18 protein-coding genes and 2 tRNA genes are annotated in these 18,157 nt (G+C 52.1%); 5 read left to right on the plus strand and 15 right to left on the minus strand.

Translation table 11 applies throughout. The annotated features are described in order from the left end of the window. Positions 1 to 14 precede the first annotated feature (14 nt). The 15 genes from EL143_RS02685 to mraZ all read right to left on the minus strand — a co-directional run bounded on the left by EL143_RS02685 (position 15) and on the right by mraZ (position 13,591). Complete coding sequence (locus EL143_RS02685) at positions 15 to 431, minus strand: hypothetical protein (RefSeq protein ID WP_126326525.1); 417 nt, start codon at positions 429 to 431, stop codon at positions 15 to 17. A gap of 99 nt (positions 432 to 530) precedes the next feature. After that, entirely contained in the window at positions 531 to 1,868 is a 1,338-nt protein-coding gene (gene murD / locus EL143_RS02690) for a UDP-N-acetylmuramoyl-L-alanine--D-glutamate ligase (protein ID WP_085417200.1), read from the minus strand. 172 nt (positions 1,869 to 2,040) lie between these two features. Beyond that, on the minus strand, positions 2,041 to 2,331 hold the full coding sequence (locus EL143_RS02695) for a GIY-YIG nuclease family protein (protein ID WP_085417199.1): 291 nt from the start codon (positions 2,329 to 2,331) through the stop codon (positions 2,041 to 2,043). 195 nt (positions 2,332 to 2,526) lie between these two features. Further along, entirely contained in the window at positions 2,527 to 3,024 is a 498-nt protein-coding gene (locus EL143_RS02700; protein ID WP_085417198.1) for a group II truncated hemoglobin, read from the minus strand. A 16-nt stretch (positions 3,025 to 3,040) separates the two neighbouring features. Next, the gene (mraY, locus tag EL143_RS02705) at positions 3,041 to 4,123 is read right to left on the minus strand and encodes a phospho-N-acetylmuramoyl-pentapeptide-transferase (RefSeq protein ID WP_085417197.1); all 1,083 of its coding nucleotides are present in this window, start codon (positions 4,121 to 4,123) and stop codon (positions 3,041 to 3,043) included. A gap of 94 nt (positions 4,124 to 4,217) precedes the next feature. Further along, positions 4,218 to 4,388: a hypothetical protein gene (locus EL143_RS12215; RefSeq protein ID WP_169709830.1), complete on the minus strand. Its 171-nt coding sequence runs from the start codon at positions 4,386 to 4,388 to the stop codon at positions 4,218 to 4,220. 59 nt (positions 4,389 to 4,447) lie between these two features. Further along, positions 4,448 to 5,812: a UDP-N-acetylmuramoyl-tripeptide--D-alanyl-D-alanine ligase gene (locus EL143_RS02710; protein ID WP_085417210.1), complete on the minus strand. Its 1,365-nt coding sequence runs from the start codon at positions 5,810 to 5,812 to the stop codon at positions 4,448 to 4,450. 48 nt (positions 5,813 to 5,860) lie between these two features. Next, positions 5,861 to 7,033 carry a PIN domain-containing protein gene (locus tag EL143_RS02715; RefSeq protein WP_085417196.1) on the minus strand — a complete coding sequence of 391 codons (1,173 nt, stop codon included), beginning with the start codon at positions 7,031 to 7,033 and terminating at the stop codon, positions 5,861 to 5,863. Positions 7,034 to 7,087: 54 nt separating this feature from the next. Next, entirely contained in the window at positions 7,088 to 7,609 is a 522-nt protein-coding gene (locus tag EL143_RS02720) for a M23 family metallopeptidase (protein ID WP_197719613.1), read from the minus strand. Between the two features lie 59 nt (positions 7,610 to 7,668). Then, complete coding sequence (locus EL143_RS02725; protein WP_085417195.1) at positions 7,669 to 8,538, minus strand: peptidase; 870 nt, start codon at positions 8,536 to 8,538, stop codon at positions 7,669 to 7,671. Positions 8,539 to 8,589: 51 nt separating this feature from the next. Continuing rightward, positions 8,590 to 10,065, minus strand: a complete 1,476-nt coding sequence (locus EL143_RS02730) for a UDP-N-acetylmuramoyl-L-alanyl-D-glutamate--2,6-diaminopimelate ligase (RefSeq protein ID WP_085417194.1) — start codon at positions 10,063 to 10,065, stop codon at positions 8,590 to 8,592. Between the two features lie 19 nt (positions 10,066 to 10,084). Beyond that, positions 10,085 to 11,851 (minus strand): peptidoglycan D,D-transpeptidase FtsI family protein, encoded by a 1,767-nt coding sequence (locus tag EL143_RS02735; protein ID WP_085417193.1) that lies wholly within the window; start codon positions 11,849 to 11,851, stop codon positions 10,085 to 10,087. A gap of 25 nt (positions 11,852 to 11,876) precedes the next feature. Then, positions 11,877 to 12,137 (minus strand): cell division protein FtsL, encoded by a 261-nt coding sequence (gene ftsL, locus EL143_RS02740; RefSeq protein WP_085417192.1) that lies wholly within the window; start codon positions 12,135 to 12,137, stop codon positions 11,877 to 11,879. Between the two features lie 39 nt (positions 12,138 to 12,176). After that, the gene (rsmH, locus tag EL143_RS02745) at positions 12,177 to 13,139 is read right to left on the minus strand and encodes a 16S rRNA (cytosine(1402)-N(4))-methyltransferase RsmH (protein ID WP_085417191.1); all 963 of its coding nucleotides are present in this window, start codon (positions 13,137 to 13,139) and stop codon (positions 12,177 to 12,179) included. Continuing rightward, entirely contained in the window at positions 13,136 to 13,591 is a 456-nt protein-coding gene (mraZ, locus tag EL143_RS02750; RefSeq protein ID WP_009115447.1) for a division/cell wall cluster transcriptional repressor MraZ, read from the minus strand. The genes rsmH and mraZ overlap by 4 nt, the downstream gene beginning before the upstream one ends. Before the next feature lie 328 nt (positions 13,592 to 13,919). On the opposite strand from mraZ, the gene EL143_RS02755 reads away from it, so the two are divergent. From EL143_RS02755 to EL143_RS02775, 5 genes are all read left to right on the plus strand, one after another. Next, positions 13,920 to 15,077: a class I SAM-dependent methyltransferase gene (locus tag EL143_RS02755; protein WP_085417190.1), complete on the plus strand. Its 1,158-nt coding sequence runs from the start codon at positions 13,920 to 13,922 to the stop codon at positions 15,075 to 15,077. A 151-nt stretch (positions 15,078 to 15,228) separates the two neighbouring features. Further along, positions 15,229 to 15,305: transfer RNA gene (locus EL143_RS02760), tRNA-Met, on the plus strand. Between the two features lie 6 nt (positions 15,306 to 15,311). Further along, positions 15,312 to 15,387 (plus strand) — tRNA-Ala (locus EL143_RS02765). A gap of 333 nt (positions 15,388 to 15,720) precedes the next feature. Beyond that, complete coding sequence (locus EL143_RS02770) at positions 15,721 to 17,523, plus strand: DUF294 nucleotidyltransferase-like domain-containing protein (RefSeq protein ID WP_085417189.1); 1,803 nt, start codon at positions 15,721 to 15,723, stop codon at positions 17,521 to 17,523. Between the two features lie 10 nt (positions 17,524 to 17,533). Further along, complete coding sequence (locus EL143_RS02775) at positions 17,534 to 18,151, plus strand: 3'-5' exonuclease (RefSeq protein ID WP_085417188.1); 618 nt, start codon at positions 17,534 to 17,536, stop codon at positions 18,149 to 18,151. Positions 18,152 to 18,157 lie beyond the last annotated feature (6 nt).

The following is an 18,157-nucleotide window of genomic DNA, read 5'->3' on the forward strand; positions in this document are numbered from 1 at the left end:
ACCTGTTACCATTTTCAGGCAGGCTCTTTCTTCATGTTGCCATCCCCCGAATGAGGCAACCATATCGAAAACAGCAATGCCGACAATGCCCCGCTTGGGGTATACATGAAGATACTGTTCTGCAAACCTACCATAATCGCCCCATATACCAACGAAACTACCGCTCCGGCCAAGGTCATCAATACGCTACCGCACAAACCTTTAGACAAACCGAACATCGCTGCAACAATACCTGTCAGCAAAGCGGAACCAACTCCCATCGGCCAACCAAGCAACACAAACCAAACATAAAAAAGCGGGCTTTCCCATGATTCCGGAATACTCGCTCCGTCTTCAAACACAGATAATACGGAAATTAATAAAGAAAAGGCCAGTCCTCCCACCGGCCCGCCGAAGAGAAACAGCAGCCACAGCATTTTTTTATAACCCAAAGACTTTCCGGGTATTTTCGATAAAGCATCAGCCTGATTGTTTTCCGTCTGATTCATTTTCTCTATCCAACGTAAAATCCTATGCCTGTCTGAAAAATCTCACAACGCCTCAAACGCCTCAACAAACACCTGCGCCCGATGCGCATAGCCTTTGAACATATCGAAGCTCGCGCAAGCCGGGCTGAGTAAAACGATATCGCCGCTTTGCGCCAGCTTATAGGCCGTCTGAACGGCTTCTTCCAGCGTTGCGCAGTCAATCAAATCCACACCGCAGCCGGTTAAATCGCGGCGGATAAGCGGCGCATCTTCACCGATCAGCAGCACGGCGCGGGCTTTGTTATGCAGCGCGGCGCGCAGGGGCGTGAAGTCCTGCCCTTTGCCCTGCCCGCCCGCAATCAACACCAGCGGGCTTTGCAAACCGGCAATAGCGGCGGCGGTGGCACCGACATTGGTGCCTTTGCTGTCGTCGATAAACATGATGCCGTTTTTCTCGCCGACTTTTTCCACGCGGTGCGGCAAACCTTTAAAGGTTTGAATGTGTTGCAGCAATTCGGTTCGCGGCAGGCCGACGGCTTCGCACAAGGCCAAAGCCGCCAGCACGTTTGCCGCATTGTGCAAGCCTTGCAGGGGAATGGCGGCGGTGTCCAGCAAATCGTTTGCGCCGGCTTTCAGACGGCCTGCCTGAACGTCCGCCCAATAATCGGCCTGCCCTTCCAACGAAAACCATTTGATGTTGCGGTTAGGGCGTTTCATCGCGCGGCACACCACGTCATCGGCATTGAGCACCTGCACGCCGTTGCCGCGGAAAATTTTGTCTTTGGCGTGGGCGTAGTCGAGCAGGTCGTCGTAGCGGTCGAGATGGTCTTCGGAAATGTTCAGCACCACCGCGGCATCGGCGGCAAGATGGTCGGTGTTTTCAAGCTGGAAACTGGATAGCTCGAGCACCCATACGTCCGCTGCTTTGCCGCCGCGCTGCATGTAGGCTTCCAATACGGGCGTGCCGATATTGCCCGCCACCACAGTGTCCAGCCCGCATTTTTCACACAGATAACCGACCAAACTGGTTACGGTGGTTTTGCCGTTGCTGCCGGTGATAGCGATGATTTTGTCGCTTTTGCCTTTCAACTCGTACGCCAGAATTTCCACGTCGCCCAACACCACGCCGCCGCTTTGCTTGAACGCCTCGATTTCAGGCGTACGCTCGCTGATACCGGGGCTGAGGGCAAGAATATCGAAGCCGTGCGCCAAAGCATCTTTCAGACGGCCTGTATAGCAGCTTAAGCCGCTAAACCGCTGCTTCAATTCCGCCTCGCGTTCGGTTTTCAGACAGGCATCATAAGCCGCCACCTGCGCGCCCTGCCGCTGCAAAAACGCAATCATCGAAACACCCGTGCCGCCCAAGCCGGCGACTAGGATTTTTTTGTTTTGCCAGTTCATTTTGTTACTCTGAATATGTCCGTCATACTCGGGCTTGATCCGAGTATCTTGTTATCTGCAAGGCCGTCTGAAATACCTCCCCCTGATACTTGGGAGATACTCGGGTCAAGCCCGAGTATGACGATACAGAACAAGCCTGTCTGAAAAGGTAATGCCTTTGGCGAATCAACCACTACCCGATAATTTCCTGCCACAAATCCCGCCAATCCGGATTGTTTTTTTCAATCAATTCAAGTTTCCACTTTCTCAACCAATGTTTCATCGTATGCTCGCGTTGAATGGCGCTTTCCATTGTTTCATGCAATTCATACCAAACCAACATTTCCAAATTGTAGCGGTCGGTAAAGCCTTTTACGATATGCTGCTTATGCTGATAAGCACGCTGTACTAAATTGGATGTCACGCCTAAATACAACACGCCGTTTTTGCGGTTGGACATGATATAAACGGCCGGTTGCTTCATGTTATATCCTTATTTTTCAATTCCCCGTTTGAGCAATCTTTAACTGCCGCCCACCCGTCTCAGCGGTCGTCATACTCGGGCTTGATCCGAGTATCTTGCTGCCCGTAAAGGCCGTCTGAAAAACCTTTCCCTACTTTGGGAGATACTCGGGTCAAGCCCGAGTATGACGCGCTATTTTTATATCGATCAATTTTTTCAGACGGCCTCAAAAAACCCTACCACCCCAAACGCTTTCAACACTGTCACCAACTCCGGCAGCCTATCTTCAGGATTCCCCGCCATCGGCGGCATGGGCGGAGCATATTCCGGTTCGTTTTGGTTGCGCATCCAGTCGGCCAATACAAACAGGCGCAGCAACAGAGGTTCCGCCCATTCGGGTTTGACCGACAATTCCTGCAAGGCTTGGGCGAAACAGGCGATCCATTGGTTGCGCGTGTTCATGCTTACGGCAAAGGGAAAATGCCGCTGGCGCAAGCGCGGATGGCCGTGCGCCTGCTCGTACAGCGGCGGGCCGCCTAGCCAGCCGCTTAAAAATTGAAACAGGCGTTCGCGGGCATAATCCAGCGTTTCGCCGTGTTGTTCGCGCAGTTCGGCGTATTGCGGCTCCAAGTCCATCAAATCATAGAAGCGGTCGGTCAATTCCTGCATGCCCGCTTCGCCGCCCAATAAGTTGTAGAGGGTTTGTTGTGTCATATCTTTTCAGACGGCCTCAACGCACTTTCAGCGTGCTCAACCCGATCAGCACCAACACGATGGTAATGATCCAAAAGCGCACCACCACCTGCGTTTCTTTCCAGCCTTTTTGTTCGTAATGGTGGTGAATCGGCGCCATCAGGAAAATGCGTTTTTTCGTGCGTTTGTACCAGCTCACTTGCAGCATCACCGAAATAGCTTCGACCACAAACAGGCCGCCCATAATCACCAGCACGAACTCTTGGCGGATAATCACGGCCACGGTGCCGAGTGCCGCGCCCAAAGCCAGCGCACCCACGTCGCCCATAAACACTTGCGCGGGGTAGGCGTTGAACCACAAAAAGCCCAAACATGCGCCGCACATGGCCGCGCAGAAAATCACCACTTCGTTCGCGCCTGCTACATACGGCTGCTGCAAATAGGCGGCAAATTCGGAGTGACCGCTGGCGTAGGCAAAAATCGCCAAACCGCCCGCCACCAGCACCACGGGGAAAGCGGCCAAGCCGTCCAAACCGTCGGTAAGGTTCACGGCGTTGGACGTGCCGACGATGGTGAGATAAGCCAACACCACAAAGCCGATTACGCCCAGCGGCAAGGCGACTTGTTTGAAGAAGGGCACAATCAGAATATTGTTGGCCGAGTTCTGCGCCACATAAAACAGCAGCAAACCCGCCGCCAACGCCACGCCCGACTGCCACACCATTTTGAACCGCGCCGACACGCCGTTCGGGTCTTTATAAACCACCTTGCGCCAGTCGTCGTAAAAACCCAGCGCGCCGGTGGCCAGCAGCACCAGCAGCAGAATCCAGATGTAGATGTTGCCGAGATTGCCCCACAGCAGTGTGGACACGGTAATCGCGGTGAGAATCAGCGAGCCGCCCATCGTAGGCGTGCCGGTTTTAATCAGGTGGGTTTGCGGCCCGTCGTGGCGCACGGCTTGGCCGACTTTCAACTCGGTAAGCTTGCGGATGGTCCACGGGCCGAGCAATAGCGAGAATGCCAATGCGGTTAATGCCGCCATCACGGCGCGGAATGTGGTGTATTGAAAAACGTTCAGCGCGGAAATCCAGTCGCTGAAGTGTGCTAACCATAGAAACATGGGGTTTACTTCCTTTTTGTTGTCGTATTTTTATGTTGTTTAGGCCGTCTGAAAAAGCTTCAAATATTTTCAAACCTGTTTTCAGACAGGCATTTTATTGATCGGTTTTGCGCTCAATCACGCATATCGGATAACCGCCCGGCTGTTTGCCGCCGCCCAAATCCAGGCATAAATCATCATAAACATGAGCTTGAAATTTCATGCCTGCGTAAAAAGCGGCCACCAGAGCGGCGAGGAAAATAATGGTTTTGAGTATTTTGTTCATTTTAAAATATTGACTTGTTCATGTATCCATTTTCTCAACACGGGCCGTCTGAAAATATTTCAGACGGCCTTATCCAACAACGCCTCAACCACTTCTTCCATCTTCATAAAGCGCGAGCCTTTCACCAACACGTTCGCCCCTTGCGGCAAATCGTGCGCCAGCACTTGAATCAGCGGGTCTTTGTCGGCGAACCACAGGCCATTGCCGCCGAAGGTTTCCGCTGCGTGTGCGCTGTCGTTGCCGACAAAATAGGCCGCTTCGATACCTTTGCTGCGGGCGTATGCGCCCACTTCGGCGTGCATGGCGGCAGCTTCGTCTTCACCGAGTTCGCCCATATCGCCCATCACAAACACGCGCGGGGCGGGGAGTTGGGCGAGCACGTCGATGGCGGCTTTCATGCTGTCGGGGTTGGCGTTGTAGGTATCGTCGAGCACGGTTGTGCCTTTGATGCCTTTTTTGATATTCAGACGGCCTTTGATGTTGGCAAAACCGGCGAGGCCGTCTGAAATTTCTTGCAGGCTCAGTCCGGCTGCTTGGGCGAGCGCGGCGGCGGCCACGGCGTTGTGAACGTTGTGTTTGCCGGGCACGGGCAGTTTGACGGCGGCGCGTTGGTTGCCGCACACCAAATCAAATTCGCAGGAAAGCGGGTTCAACACGATATTTTCCGCATGGATACCGCCCTCTTCCGCGCCGAAAGTTTGGCATTTCAAGCCTTGTGTTGCGGCTTGAAAAACAGCGGCATTCGGGTCTTGGCAGGGAATCAGGGCGAGGCCGTCTGAATCCAGTCCTTGATAAATCTCGCTCTTGGCTTTGGCAATATCGCCCACGCCGTCGAAGCCGCAGCCGACATGGGCGCGCAGGGCGTTGTTGACGAGCGCGACATCGGGCTTGGCAATGCGGGTAAGCTCGGCCAACTCGCCGAAGTGGTTCATGCCCATCTCAATCACGGCATAGCGGTGCGCGGGCGTGAGCTTGAGCAGAGTGAGCGGCAGGCCGATATGGTTGTTGAAATTGCCCGCCGTCGCCAGCACGGCCTGTTCGCCGAAACAGTGGCGCAACACGGCGGCCAGCATTTCTTTAACGGTGGTTTTGCCGGACGAACCGGTGATGCCGAACACAAACGGGTTGATATTTTCCCGCCACGCACGCGCCAAATCTTGCAGGGCTTTGAGCGTATCGGCCACTTTCAACGCACCCGGCAGCGCGGCGCAATCTTCGCGCGACACCACGGCGGCAAGCGCGCCTTTTGCCAATACGTCTGCCACAAAATCATGCGCGTCGAAGCGTTCGCCCGCCAAGGCAAAAAAGACATCGCCGCTTTGAATATCGCGGCTGTCGGTAACGATGCGTTTGACGGTTTGGTTGTCAGACGGCATCGGTAGGTTGAGGGTTTGGCAGATAAAAGATAGATTTAAAGTATTCATCATTATTCAATTAATTTGTATTTTCAGACGGCCTGAAATATCGGAAAACTAGAGTAACTCGGCTTTATATTGAAGTTTTCCATTTTCCACTTTGATATGCTTTTTAGTTTGCAAACGGGTAAGCAGCAATTCTATTTCACCGTCTTTTAAACCTAATGATTTTTCTTGCGATTTGAGAATATTACGCAAACCGCTTAATTTAGTCGGGCGATTCTTTTTACTCAGTAAAGCCAATATTTTCTGCCAAACAGACGTATTAGGCTGATACGCTGTCGTCTTCGACTCCGTTTGAGGCAACACTTCTATTTTTTCAGACGGCATAAACGGTGCATAAGTGATTTTGCTTTGTTTTATTTTAATCAACTGCCGTTTTTCAAGGCTGCTGGCAAACTGCTGCATAGAATGGCTATCTGCCTCAATACCGAAACCGGCCAAACTGCTTCGTATGACGTTGTATAGCTTTTCCAATGTTTTAGCCTTGCTCGACAAAGCTCTTTCTTCAATTTTTTTCAAAATAAATTCAGCATCAAGATGATAGGTCAGCAAACCGTCAGGTTGTTTTTCTATCAAACCTTTCTTCAATAATGCGGCGACCAGATTCTCAGCTTGTGTTTGGCGCAATTCATCCGTGTAATTTGTCCATTGATCTGCCAAGATAATATTTTGAATCCTGCTCACCAAATTACCGTAACTGCGCGGCAGAAACGCTTGCGGCTCCCTCAATGCCTGCACAAGCAAGGATAAATCTTTCGTCGAATAAACGCCCGATTGAACTTGATTCTCTGACGCAATTTCTGCTGACCCGGCAGCAATTTTTGGAATCACGATTTCAGACGGCTTTGATGTATTCGGCAGAAGCTGAATATCATCCAGACTGACCAACCGCACTATCCCGCTTGCCAATCCGTTATCCTGTATATGCTCTATCAGGACATCATAACCACCATCTTTGGAAAGAATACCGATAAGCGCCTGAGGATCTTGCTCGGTAATTTTGCCGAGATAAAAACTCAGGTAAAAATCCAAAGCATTTTTACCTGCTTTTGCTACACGCACAAAATGAACATTTTTACCAAAACGACACAAAGATTCGCAAAGTTCCAAAGCGATATTTTTCTGCTGGTTCACTCCAAGAAAAAGCCAAATATGAGTATGTTCTTCATTCAGCTTGTTTAAATTTTCCGGTCGAATGTTTTCAAAATCAATCAGTAAGTGATTCATAATTCCCCTTCATTATTTAGCAATATTATTTATTTTATATATTTTTCAGACGGCCTATCTACTCTGATCAATCAACGGATAAGGATTCACCGCACCGCTTGGCAAATAAACACCGTAATGCAGATGCGGGCGGGTGTTTTTGGCATTGCCGGTTTTACCGACATAGCCGATCACTTCGCCCGCTTTCACGCGGCGGTAGAGTTTGCGGTTGGCGAATTTGTCCAAATGGGCGTAGTAATGCCACGCGCCCGGGCCTTGTATGCCGATCACTTTGCCGCCCAAGCGGTTTTTGCCGAGTTTGGTCACGATGCCTGCCGTGGTGCTGCGTACCGGTGTACCTGTTTTGGCGAAAATATCCACACCTTCGTGTTTGCGGCCGCCGCTACGCGGTGCATGCCAACTGTCGTCGAAAGAATGGCCTTTCACGGGGTTGATCAGGCTTTTATCGGTGGGCGCGGGCATGGCCCTTAGTGCGGCTAATTCTTGGGTTGGCCGCGGGGCGTGTTTGGTTTGGCAGCCCCATAGGAAGATCAGGGCGACGGCGAAGCATAAGTTGCGTTTGAATTGTGTTTGCATGGTCTCGGCTCTACTTATGTTGTGAAACGGCGGAATGTTTTCAGACAGGCATCATGCTCTTAATAACTACCGAATTTCCCGTAACGCTGATAATCGGAAAATAAAAACACTGCAACCGTTTTGCCGTTTTTTTGATACGGATAAAACAATTCGTAATTGCCTTCCTGTGCAACAAACTCGATTTCATTCGAATTGTTTTGGAACGTTTTTTGCAGGTATTCCCGCTCACGCAAATCGGCGCTATGCAGATAATCTGCTTTTCTGATGATTTCCTGACGATCATCGACACGCTTATAAACCAGCGTATCTTGCGGCTGCTTGTCTGTTGCCGAGGCTGCATTGACCGCTTCGGAAAAATCTTCCAAAGTGCGACTGCCGAAGCCCAAATACACCGGCGTTCCATTGATGGTATCAGGCACAATCACGGCTACGCTTTTGAAAGCCGTGTCTTGCTTTTCCATCAAATTCAGATAATTCGCCGTGTTTTGTATATAAGGCAGCTCAAAACGGTAATCCGCCATGGCTTGCGTTTGGGCGGGGTGCTGTTTTACGAGCTTTTCTGCCGACTGTATCAATATCTGCTGTTTCTTCTGCGCAGTCAGATAATTGCCGCCAAACAACACCGCAGCCAGCAAGGGAAATACCAGTAACAACATATACAGCAGTTTCTTACCGCTGCGAATCTCGCTGCCGCCCTCCCCTCGTTCGGCAATGCGGGTCAGGTTCAGCATGATATTCAGCATCAATGCTCCGGCCATCAGCGAAATAATGCCTAAGATGCTGAAACCGAAAGTTTCCGTGAGGTGTTGGCGGAACACTTTCAGGCCGAATACCTGTATCAAGATAAAAGCGAACACCCAATATCCGAGCAAAACTATCGACACCAACCCGATGATATTGCTGAGTTTAACCAGTTTTTTTGTATCCATTGCGCTATCCTTGTTTTTCAGACAGGCATTACTTATATGCCTGTCTGAAAACTACCTTCCCGCCAAAGCTTTCTGCGCTTCGTCAAAATCGGAAAAATAGTGCTTCTGACCCTGCACGTCCTGATAGGTTTCGTGGCCTTTGCCGGCAATCAGGATGATGTCGTTGGCGGCGGCATGTTTAACCGCGTATTCGATGGCCGAGCGGCGGTCTGGTTCGACGTGTTCGGGTTGGGGCACGGCGGGGAGGATGTCGTTGATGATGTCGGCCGGTTCTTCCATGCGCGGGTTGTCGCTGGTTACGACGACTTTATCCGCACCGGCCACGGCAGCTGCGCCCATCAGCGGGCGTTTGCCTTTGTCGCGGTTGCCGCCGCAGCCGAACACGCACCACAGGTTTGCGCCTTGCGGTTTGATTTCCTGCAAGGTGGTAAGTGCTTTTTCAAGGGCATCGGGGGTGTGGGCGTAATCGACGACAACCAACGGTTTGCCGGGATTCATGATGCAGTCCATACGGCCGGTGGCGGGGCGGATTTGGGCAAGCACGCGCAATACTTCGGCCAACGGGTAGCCTGCCGAACACAATACGCCAACGCACGAGGCGAGATTTTGTGCGTTGAAGCGGCCAAGCAAGCGGGTTTTGACTTCGCCGCCGCCCCACGGGGTGTCGAGCTGCACGGTCATGCCGTCTGAAGAGGCGGTGAATCGGGTGATGCGGATGTCGGCTTGCTCTGTAAAGCCGTAGCCGTACACGTTTAATTCGGGGCGCTCTGTTTTCAGACGGCCTGCCAGCGCTGCGCCGAACGGGTCGTCCACATTAATCACGGCGTGTTGCAAACCTTGCCAGTAAAACAGGCGGGATTTGATTTCGCCGTAGAATTCCATGCTGCCGTGGTAATCGAGATGGTCGCGGGTGAGGTTGGTGAACACGGCCGTCTGAAAAGGCACGCCGTTAACGCGGAATTGGTCGAGGCCGTGGCTGGACACTTCCATCGCTACGGCTTTTGCGCCTTGCTGTTTGAACCGGTGCAGCAGGGTTTGCACGGAAACGGGATCGGGCGTGGTGTGGGTGGCTTCTTCCAGCGCGCCCCAGAAGCCGTTGCCGACGGTGCCGATGATGGCGCATTTTTCATCCAACAAATCCGCTGCTTGCGCCAGCCATTGGGTAACGGAGGTTTTGCCGTTGGTGCCGGTTACGCCCCACACTTTGAGGCCGTCTGAAAGATTGCCGTACACTTGGGCGGCCACAATTCCGGCGCGGGTTTTCAGGTTTTTAATGCCTTGGTTGGGCACGTTCCATTCGGGATTCCACGCGAATTTGCCGTCGTCGTCCCAAAAAACAAAAGCCGCGCCGTTGGTGATGGCTGCGGGAATATAGGTGCGTCCGTCGGTATATTCGCCTTGGCACGCGATGAATATGTCGCCGGGTTTGATTTTTCGGCTGTCTGAATGCAACAAACGCCCTGCTGCGTTTTCACACAGCAAGGGCGGTAAGTCGGTTTCAGCTAAAGGAACTAAGTCGCTGAACATATTAATATTTCTCTTAAATTCATAAGGTTTGGTTGGCTTTTTCAGCAACGTGGATTGTGGTTGTATTGGTCAGCTGCTTGGTAGGTGCCACGCCCAAAATGTTCAAGCTGCCCGACATCACACTCTTAAACACCGGGCCGGCTACCGTGCCGCCGTAATAGCCGTTTTTGGTGGGTTCATCCACATTCACAGCCACAATCACGCGCGGATTTTCTGCCGGTGCGAAACCGACAAACGTTGCCATATGTTTGTCGTTGGCATAGCGGCCGTTAACCAATTTACGCGCCGTACCGGTTTTCGCTGCCACATTAAAGCCTTCTACCGAACCGGCAGTGCCCGTGCCGCCCGGCTCCGTTACGGAAACCATGATTTTGCGCATCAAAGCAGCAGTTTCGGGCTTGATTACCTGCTCGCCTTTCGGCGCCATCAACTGCTTCTCAAAGCTGATAGGCAACAAACGACCATCAGTGGTAAACACGGTGTAAGAACGGGCAAGCTGCAAAAGGCTGGTTTGCAAGCCGTAACCGAACGACATCGTTGCCTGACTAAACGGCTGCCAGCGCTTCCAGTTATGCAAAATACCGGCGGTTTCTCCCGGAAAACCCGAATGCATGCGCTTACCGATGCCTACGCTGCTGTAAAACTCATACATTTCCTGCGGGCTGAACATCGCAGAAAGTTTGCTGGTGCCCACATTAGAAGACTTCTGCATAATGCCGCGCAAATTCAAGGCTGCATACACATGGGTATCGCGCACCACGTTACCGCCGATTGAATAAGGATGCGTGTTAAACCAAGATGCTTCGTTTACTTTGCCAGAATCGATGGCTTTTGCAATCGGGAAAGGCTTCATGGTTGAACCGGGCTCGATCATATCGGTTACCGCGCGGTTACGACGCTGCTCGCTGCTGGCTTGGCCTGGGCGGTTCGGGTCATAAGCCGGGCTGTTGACCAAAGCGAGAATTTCACCGGTTTTCGCGTCCAACACAACAGCGCTGCCGGCTTTGGCTTTATGATGGTCGATCGCTTTATTCAACTCGTCATAGGCAAGTGTTTGGATCCGCTGGTCAAGCGACAAAACCAAATCATTGCCGTTTTTCGGGTCGCTGTTGCGCGGCGAATCCAAGCTATCGACAATATTGCCTTTGTTATCCCGCAAAACCACTTTGGCACCGTTGATACCGCGCAATTCTTCTTCACGCGAAAGCTCCAAGCCTTCCTGGCCTTTGCCGTCGATATTGGTAAAGCCGATAACGTGTGCAAACAGATTGCCCATAGGATATTGACGCTTGGCTTCCTTTTGGAAAGCCAAACCTTTAATACCCAAGGCTTCTATCTGTTTGGCCACTTCATGCGGCAACTGGCGTTTGATGTACACAAAATCTTTATCTTTTTTCGACAGCTTTTCTTCAACTTCGCTCTCAGGCACACCAAGCAGTTTCGCCAGCTTGATGATTTGCGCATTGGTCGGCATTTCATCCATGGCGGAAGGAATGGCATATAGTGATTCCGTAGGCGCGCTCAACGCAAGCGTGGCGCCGTTTCTGTCGGAAATCATGCCCCTTGAAGCCGTGAGCGCAACGGTGCGCACAAAACGGCGATCCCCTTGGTCTTTCAAAAAAGCATGTTCGCTGGTTTGCAGATAGATTCCGCGGCCGATCAAAGCCACGAAAGCCACTGCCAAACCGCCGAGCACAAACAGGATACGGCCGTTGGTGCCGACTCCTTTAGGCACCTTGGGCTGTTTGGCCAGCATTTTGGGTTTATATTCGTTTTTGATTAACATGCAACTATTCTCTAACTTCTCTAAATTATTTTACTTCCACGATTTGCGTATCCTCTTGAGCGGGCGGGCGGAGGTTTTGTTCTTTTGCTGCCGCCTTTATCAACTGGTGGTTCGCCAACTTAGCCTGCTCGAATTTCAAACGGGCATATTCCTGCTCCAGCACCGTTTTCTGCTTTTGCGCTTTATCCAGCGCGATAAAATACTGGCGCGACTGGTTTTGCACGGTTACCACCAACACGCCGGATACCAAGGCCAATGCCAGCAGTAAAATATTCAACTTATTCATATCAACTTTTTCAGACAGGCATAGCATCCTGCCCTGATTTTATACATCTTGTTCAAACACGCCGCTTGTGCGCTCTGCCACACGCAACACCGCCGAACGCGCGCGGGGATTCATTCTGATTTCCTCATCCGAGGGCTTAACGGCCTTGCCTATTGCCTTCAAAGGAGGTTGCGGCAGGTCTGCTTCTCTCACGGCAGCCCATTTGGGCAGCGGCGCATGGGTAGAATGCTGTTTGATAAACTGCTTCACAATGCGGTCTTCTAAAGAATGAAACGCAATCACTGCCAGCCTGCCGCCTTCATTTAATCTTGCCACCACTTGCGGCAGCACCGCTTTTACCTCTTCAAGCTCACGGTTGATGAAAATCCGAACGGCTTGGAACGTCCGCGTCGCCGGGTCTTGACCGCGCTCACGAGTACGGACGGCTTGTGCCACGAGTTTCGCCAGCTTGCCGGTTGTATCAATAGGGCTTTCCTCGCGTTGCGAAACAATGGCGCGCGCAATCTGGCGACTAAACCGCTCTTCACCATAATTCTTAATCACCTCATGTAATTCTTGCTCTTGCGCCACCGCAATCCATTCGGCAGCCGACGCACCCCGCGTCGTATCCATCCGCATATCCAGCGGCGCATCATAGCGGAAACTGAAACCGCGCGCGCCGTCGTCAATCTGCGGGGAAGAAATACCCAAATCAAACAAAGCGCCGTCTATTTTATTGACATCCAATTCATTCAGGGCTGTCTGAAACGTGGCAAAACCGTTATGCACCACGCTCACACGTTTATCCTGCTCGGCCAGCGCCCTCGCCACCGCAATGGCCTGCGGGTCTTTATCAAACACAACCAAACGGCCTGCTGCGCCCAGCTTCGACAAAATCAGGCGGGAGTGCCCTCCCCTACCGAAAGTGCCGTCTACATAAATGCCGTTTTCGCGCACCGCCAAAGCCTCTACGGCTTCGTTCAGCAAAACGGTTACATGCCGGAATTCCACCTGTTCCGTCATAGCTGCAAATCCGTTTGCGCCAACTCCATTTCCAAATCTTCAGGATCGGCATCCAAAGCCTGCTCCATCTCAGCTTCCCAATGCTCACGTCCCCAAAGCTCCAAACGGTTGGCGCGGCCGACCAGGGTCACTTCTTTATCGAAATCAACGCGCTTTCTCAAATTGGCAGGCAGCAGGATGCGGCCCGCACCATCCAGCTCCAAAGTATCGGCATTGTGCAAAAGCAGGTTTTGATAACGCTGCAAAACGGGCTTTCCGGCCACGGGCAGAGCCAACAGTTGGGCCGCCACTCCTTCCCAAACGCTTTCGGGATAAATCAGCATACGGCTGCGCGAATCCAGCGTAACCACCACAGAGGGCGTATAGCGGCGCAGCAAAAGCTCGCGGAACTTGGCAGGAATCGCCAACCGCCCTTTGCTGTCTATGCTTAATTCATGAACGCCGCCAAACAAAATTTGCCTCCCGAAGCCGGAATAATCTTTTTTTTGGGATTTTGGTGCACTTTAATACACCTTACCCCACTTTGTGACACTATAAAAAAAATCTTCTTATTGGTCAAACGCATACAATCCCAAAAAACAACCGCTCAGACAAGCACTTACCTTTCATTACCGACACCCGTCCTATCCTTACACGGCAACACCTCATGAAAAACCCAACAAACACTTACACATAGGCAAAATGCCTGTCTGAAAAGGCGATTGGGCAAGGCATACACAGCAAACTGCTTCACACGTTATAATAAGAACAAACACTCTTATTTTTACAAAATATAACACTATGAAAACAACACTCCCGCAACCCTCGGCTGAAGCGACTGCCGCCAGCGAGCAACTGCAAACCATCATCCGCGAAGAAATCCAATCCCAAAACGGCTGGATTCCGTTTTCCCGCTTCATGCAGCTGGCGCTTTACGCCCCCCGATACGGCTACTACACCGGCGGCGCACACAAAATCGGCGCAGCAGGCGACTTCATCACCGCACCCACCCTCACCCCTCTTTTCGGGCAGACGCTCGCCCGACAGCTCAACGCCCTTTTGCCCCAAACCGAAGGCAACCTCTACGAATTCGGTGCGGGCACAGGCGACTTGGCCGCCTTATTGCTGCAAAGCTGCGCCGACACCTTATCGCACTACTACATCATCGAACTTTCGCCCGAGCTTGCGGAGCGCCAAAAACAGCACATCGCAGCAACCGCGCCCGAACATGCCGATAAAGTTACCCACCTCAGCGCCTTACCCAAACAATTCAACGGCATCATCATCGGCAACGAGGTGCTGGACGCCATGCCGTGCGAACTCATTCAATACAACAACCAACATTACCAGCGCCTCGGCGTCAGCCTTTCAGACAGGCATTTCACCCTCACGCCCCAAGCGCTCGAACAACCCGGGCTGCAAGCCGCTGCCGCACAATACATTCCGCCGCAGCAAGGCTACACCAGCGAGCTGCATCCGGAGCAATACGCATTTGTACACACCTTGGGCGAACGCTTGGTGCGCGGCGCCGTCATCCTGATTGATTACGGTTTCGACGCCGCCCAGTATTACCACCCTCAGCGCAGCGAAGGCACGCTCATCGGCCACTACCGCCACCACAGCATTCACGATCCTTTTTTCAACATCGGCCTCACCGACCTGACCGCCCACGTCAACTTTACCGACATCGCCCAAGCCGGCACCGACGCCGGCCTCGACCTCATCGGCTACACCACGCAGGCCGCGTTTTTACTGAACTTAGGCATCACCGAATTGCTGGCGGAAACTTTCCCGCCGCAGGCAACCGCCTCGCCCGACTACATCCGCGAAGCCGCCAACCTGCACAAACTGACCGCCCAGCACGAAATGGGCGAATTATTTAAAGTTATCGCATTCGGGCGGGAAATCGACGTGGATTGGCAGGGCTTTGCCTTCGGCGATATCTGCCACAAGCTGTAAACCGCCCAACCGTCAAACATGCCTGTCTGAAAACCGCCGACGCACGTTCAGACAGGCATTATTTTCAATAAAATCAAACAATAATAAAAACACACCAAAATACTGTTTGACAAAATCGGAGCAAACCATTAAATTACGCCCTCTCAAACAAGGCGAATTAGCTCAGTCGGTTAGAGCAGAGGAATCATAATCCTTGTGTCCGGGGTTCGAGTCCCTGATTCGCCACCAAATTCCGGGGGTATAGCTCAGTTGGTAGAGCGCTTGCATGGCATGCAAGAGGTCAGCGGTTCGATCCCGCTTACCTCCACCAGTGAAACGAAATCGAAGCCTGCTGAATCTTCAGCAGGCTTTATTCATTTCCGGTTTTCTTCAAAACAAACTGATTTTTCGATACCGGGCAATAACAACAGCACATAAGTTAAGTTTATTGCCATCCTCTCTATAGAGTTAACCAACTTAAATAGTACGCTCGTCATACCCGCTCAAGCCCAAGCATGACGGTATCGTTAATGTAAATAGATTGACTGTGAATGCCTGTCTGAAACTGTTTTCAGACAGGCATTTATTTATACTGAAAACATGGCATAATAATCCGAAAACCACAACAACAAACTGAATATAAAAGGAAACAAGGAGAAAACCTATGGAGCGTTTCGACTTCGGCTATGCCCCCTACGACAGCCTGAGCAGCCAGCAGCGCCGCATTTTGCAGGAAGCGGTGGACATTGCGTTTTTCGATGAAGACACCTGCATCATCGAACCGGAGCAGCAGATTGAGCATTTGTATGTGGTTATCAAAGGTTTAATCAAAGAAATCAACAACAATAATGAAGTGGTGGCGCTTTACCACACGCACGACACATTTGAAGCCCGCGCATTGGTGGAAGGCGCGAGCCAAAACCGCTTTGTGGTGGCGGAAGAAGCTTTGGTTTATCTGATTCCGAAAAAAGTGGTAACCGAGCTGGTGGAATCGAATGCCCAATTCGGCGCTTATTTTTACGCCTCGGTAGCGGAAAAGCTAGCCAGCTTGTCGGGCAACAAAAGCGAAGAAGAATTCGCCAGCCTGTTCACTGCCCGCGTTCGCGATGCCTACCGCCAAAACAGTGTTTGGCTGGACGGCAATGCCAGCATTTTAGACGCCGCCGTTGCCATGAAAGAAGGCAAAACCAAATCTCTGCTGATCCGCCATAAAGGCCGCGTGGGGCTGTTTACAGAGTCGATGTTCCGCAATATTTTGATTGACGGCATCCCTTCAAGCGAAGCCGTGCATAAGTGGACGACGTTTGATCTAATCAGCGTGGACATCGACGACTTCGTGTTCAACGCCCTGCTGCGCATGATGGAGTTTTATATCCAGCGGGTGGTGGTTACCGAACACGGCGAGGTTATCGGTTCGCTGGAGCAGATAGACGTGCTGGCTTATGTATCCAACCACAGCCATTTGGTGGCGCAGCGTTTGGAGCGCGCCGACAGCATCGACGATTTGGTGGGCATCGCGCAACAAATGACCGAATCCATCCGTGCACTGCGTAAAAACGGCGTGCGCGCACCGCAACTGGCGCAACTGATGCAGGTTTTAAACTCAAGCCTGTTTGAAAAAGCATGGCGGCTGATTGCTTCGCCCGAACTATATGAAAACTCCTGTCTGATAGTGATGGGTTCCGAAGGCCGGGGCGAGCAGGTATTGAAAACCGACCAGGATAACGCGCTGATTCTGCGGGAAAATGTTAATCCGGAAGAAGCCGCCGCCGCCGAACAGTTTTCAGACACGCTTTCGCGACTGGGCTATCCGCCCTGCAAAGGCAAAATCATGGTCAACAACCCCGAATGGCGCAAACCGGTGGGAGAATTTAAAAACATGGTTGCCGGCTGGGTGCGCTCGCCAAGCCCTGCTTCCATGATGAATCTGGCGATTTTTATCGATGCCAAAGCGGTGGCGGGCGACGCTTCACTGCTGGCGGAAGTGAACGCGCACTTGCGCAAATATTTGGGCAACGATGTGGGCATGCTGATGACGTTTGCCCGCGCGGTAGAACAGTTCGACAGCCACGAACAAGGCTTTTTCTCGCAGCTCTTGCGGCGCGACCGCCAGGAAAAAATGGACATCAAAAAAATGGGGCTGTTTCCAGTAGTACACGGCGTGCGGGCACTGGCGCTGGAAGCCCGCATCGAAGACACCGGCACGTTCGACCGCCTGCAAAAACTGGCTCAGATGAACGTTATCGACGAGCATCTGGCCAAAGATGTGGCCGAAGCGCTGCGCTATCTGATGGAAATGCGCCTCAAAGCCGGCCTTTTGGGCATGCACAACGGCCATGTTACCGAGCCGAACCAAGTGGATTTGCAAAGCCTCACCACGCTCGAGCGCGATTTGCTCAAAGAGGCGCTGCAAGTGGTTAAGCGCTTCAAAAGCGTGGTCCGCCACCATTTCCACTTAAACACTTAGGAGCGCGGCGATGGGTATTTTCGATACATTCAAACACAACCGCAACCGCCGCAAACTGACCGATCAGAGCTTTGATTTTTTATTCGACGGGCACCCCGACGAGCTGGTGAGCTTCGATTGCGAAACCACCAGCCTGGATGTGAAAGAAGCGGAAATTATTTCTATCGGCGCGGTAAAAATCCGCGGCAATAAGATACTTACCAGCGATGCGTTTTATGTGCTGGTTAAGCCCGAGGGCATCATGGAGGCATCCAACGTTACCATCCACGGCCTGCGCCCCAAAGACTTGAGCGACGGCTTGCCGGTGGAAGAAGCTTTGCGCCGGTTTCTCAATTTTGTCGGCGGCAGGCCGGTAGTGGGCTATTTTCTGGAATATGATGTGGCGATGATCAACAAATTCCTCAAACCCATGCTCGGCATTCAGTTGCCCAACCGGCAAATTGAAGTTTCGAGCATCTATTACCGCCAAGAAGTCAGGAAAAAGTTTTACGACAGCTATGTCGACATGCGCATGGCACCGATGATTAAAAAACTCGGCATCCCCGATCTGCCGCGCCACGATGCGATGAACGATTCGATTAACGTGGCGATGATGTATCTGGCGCTGCAAGCCCGCGGCAGGCGGTAGGCACCG

It is taken from the genome of Neisseria canis (genome assembly GCF_900636765.1).
GTDB classification, from domain to species: Bacteria; Pseudomonadota; Gammaproteobacteria; order Burkholderiales; family Neisseriaceae; genus Neisseria; species Neisseria canis.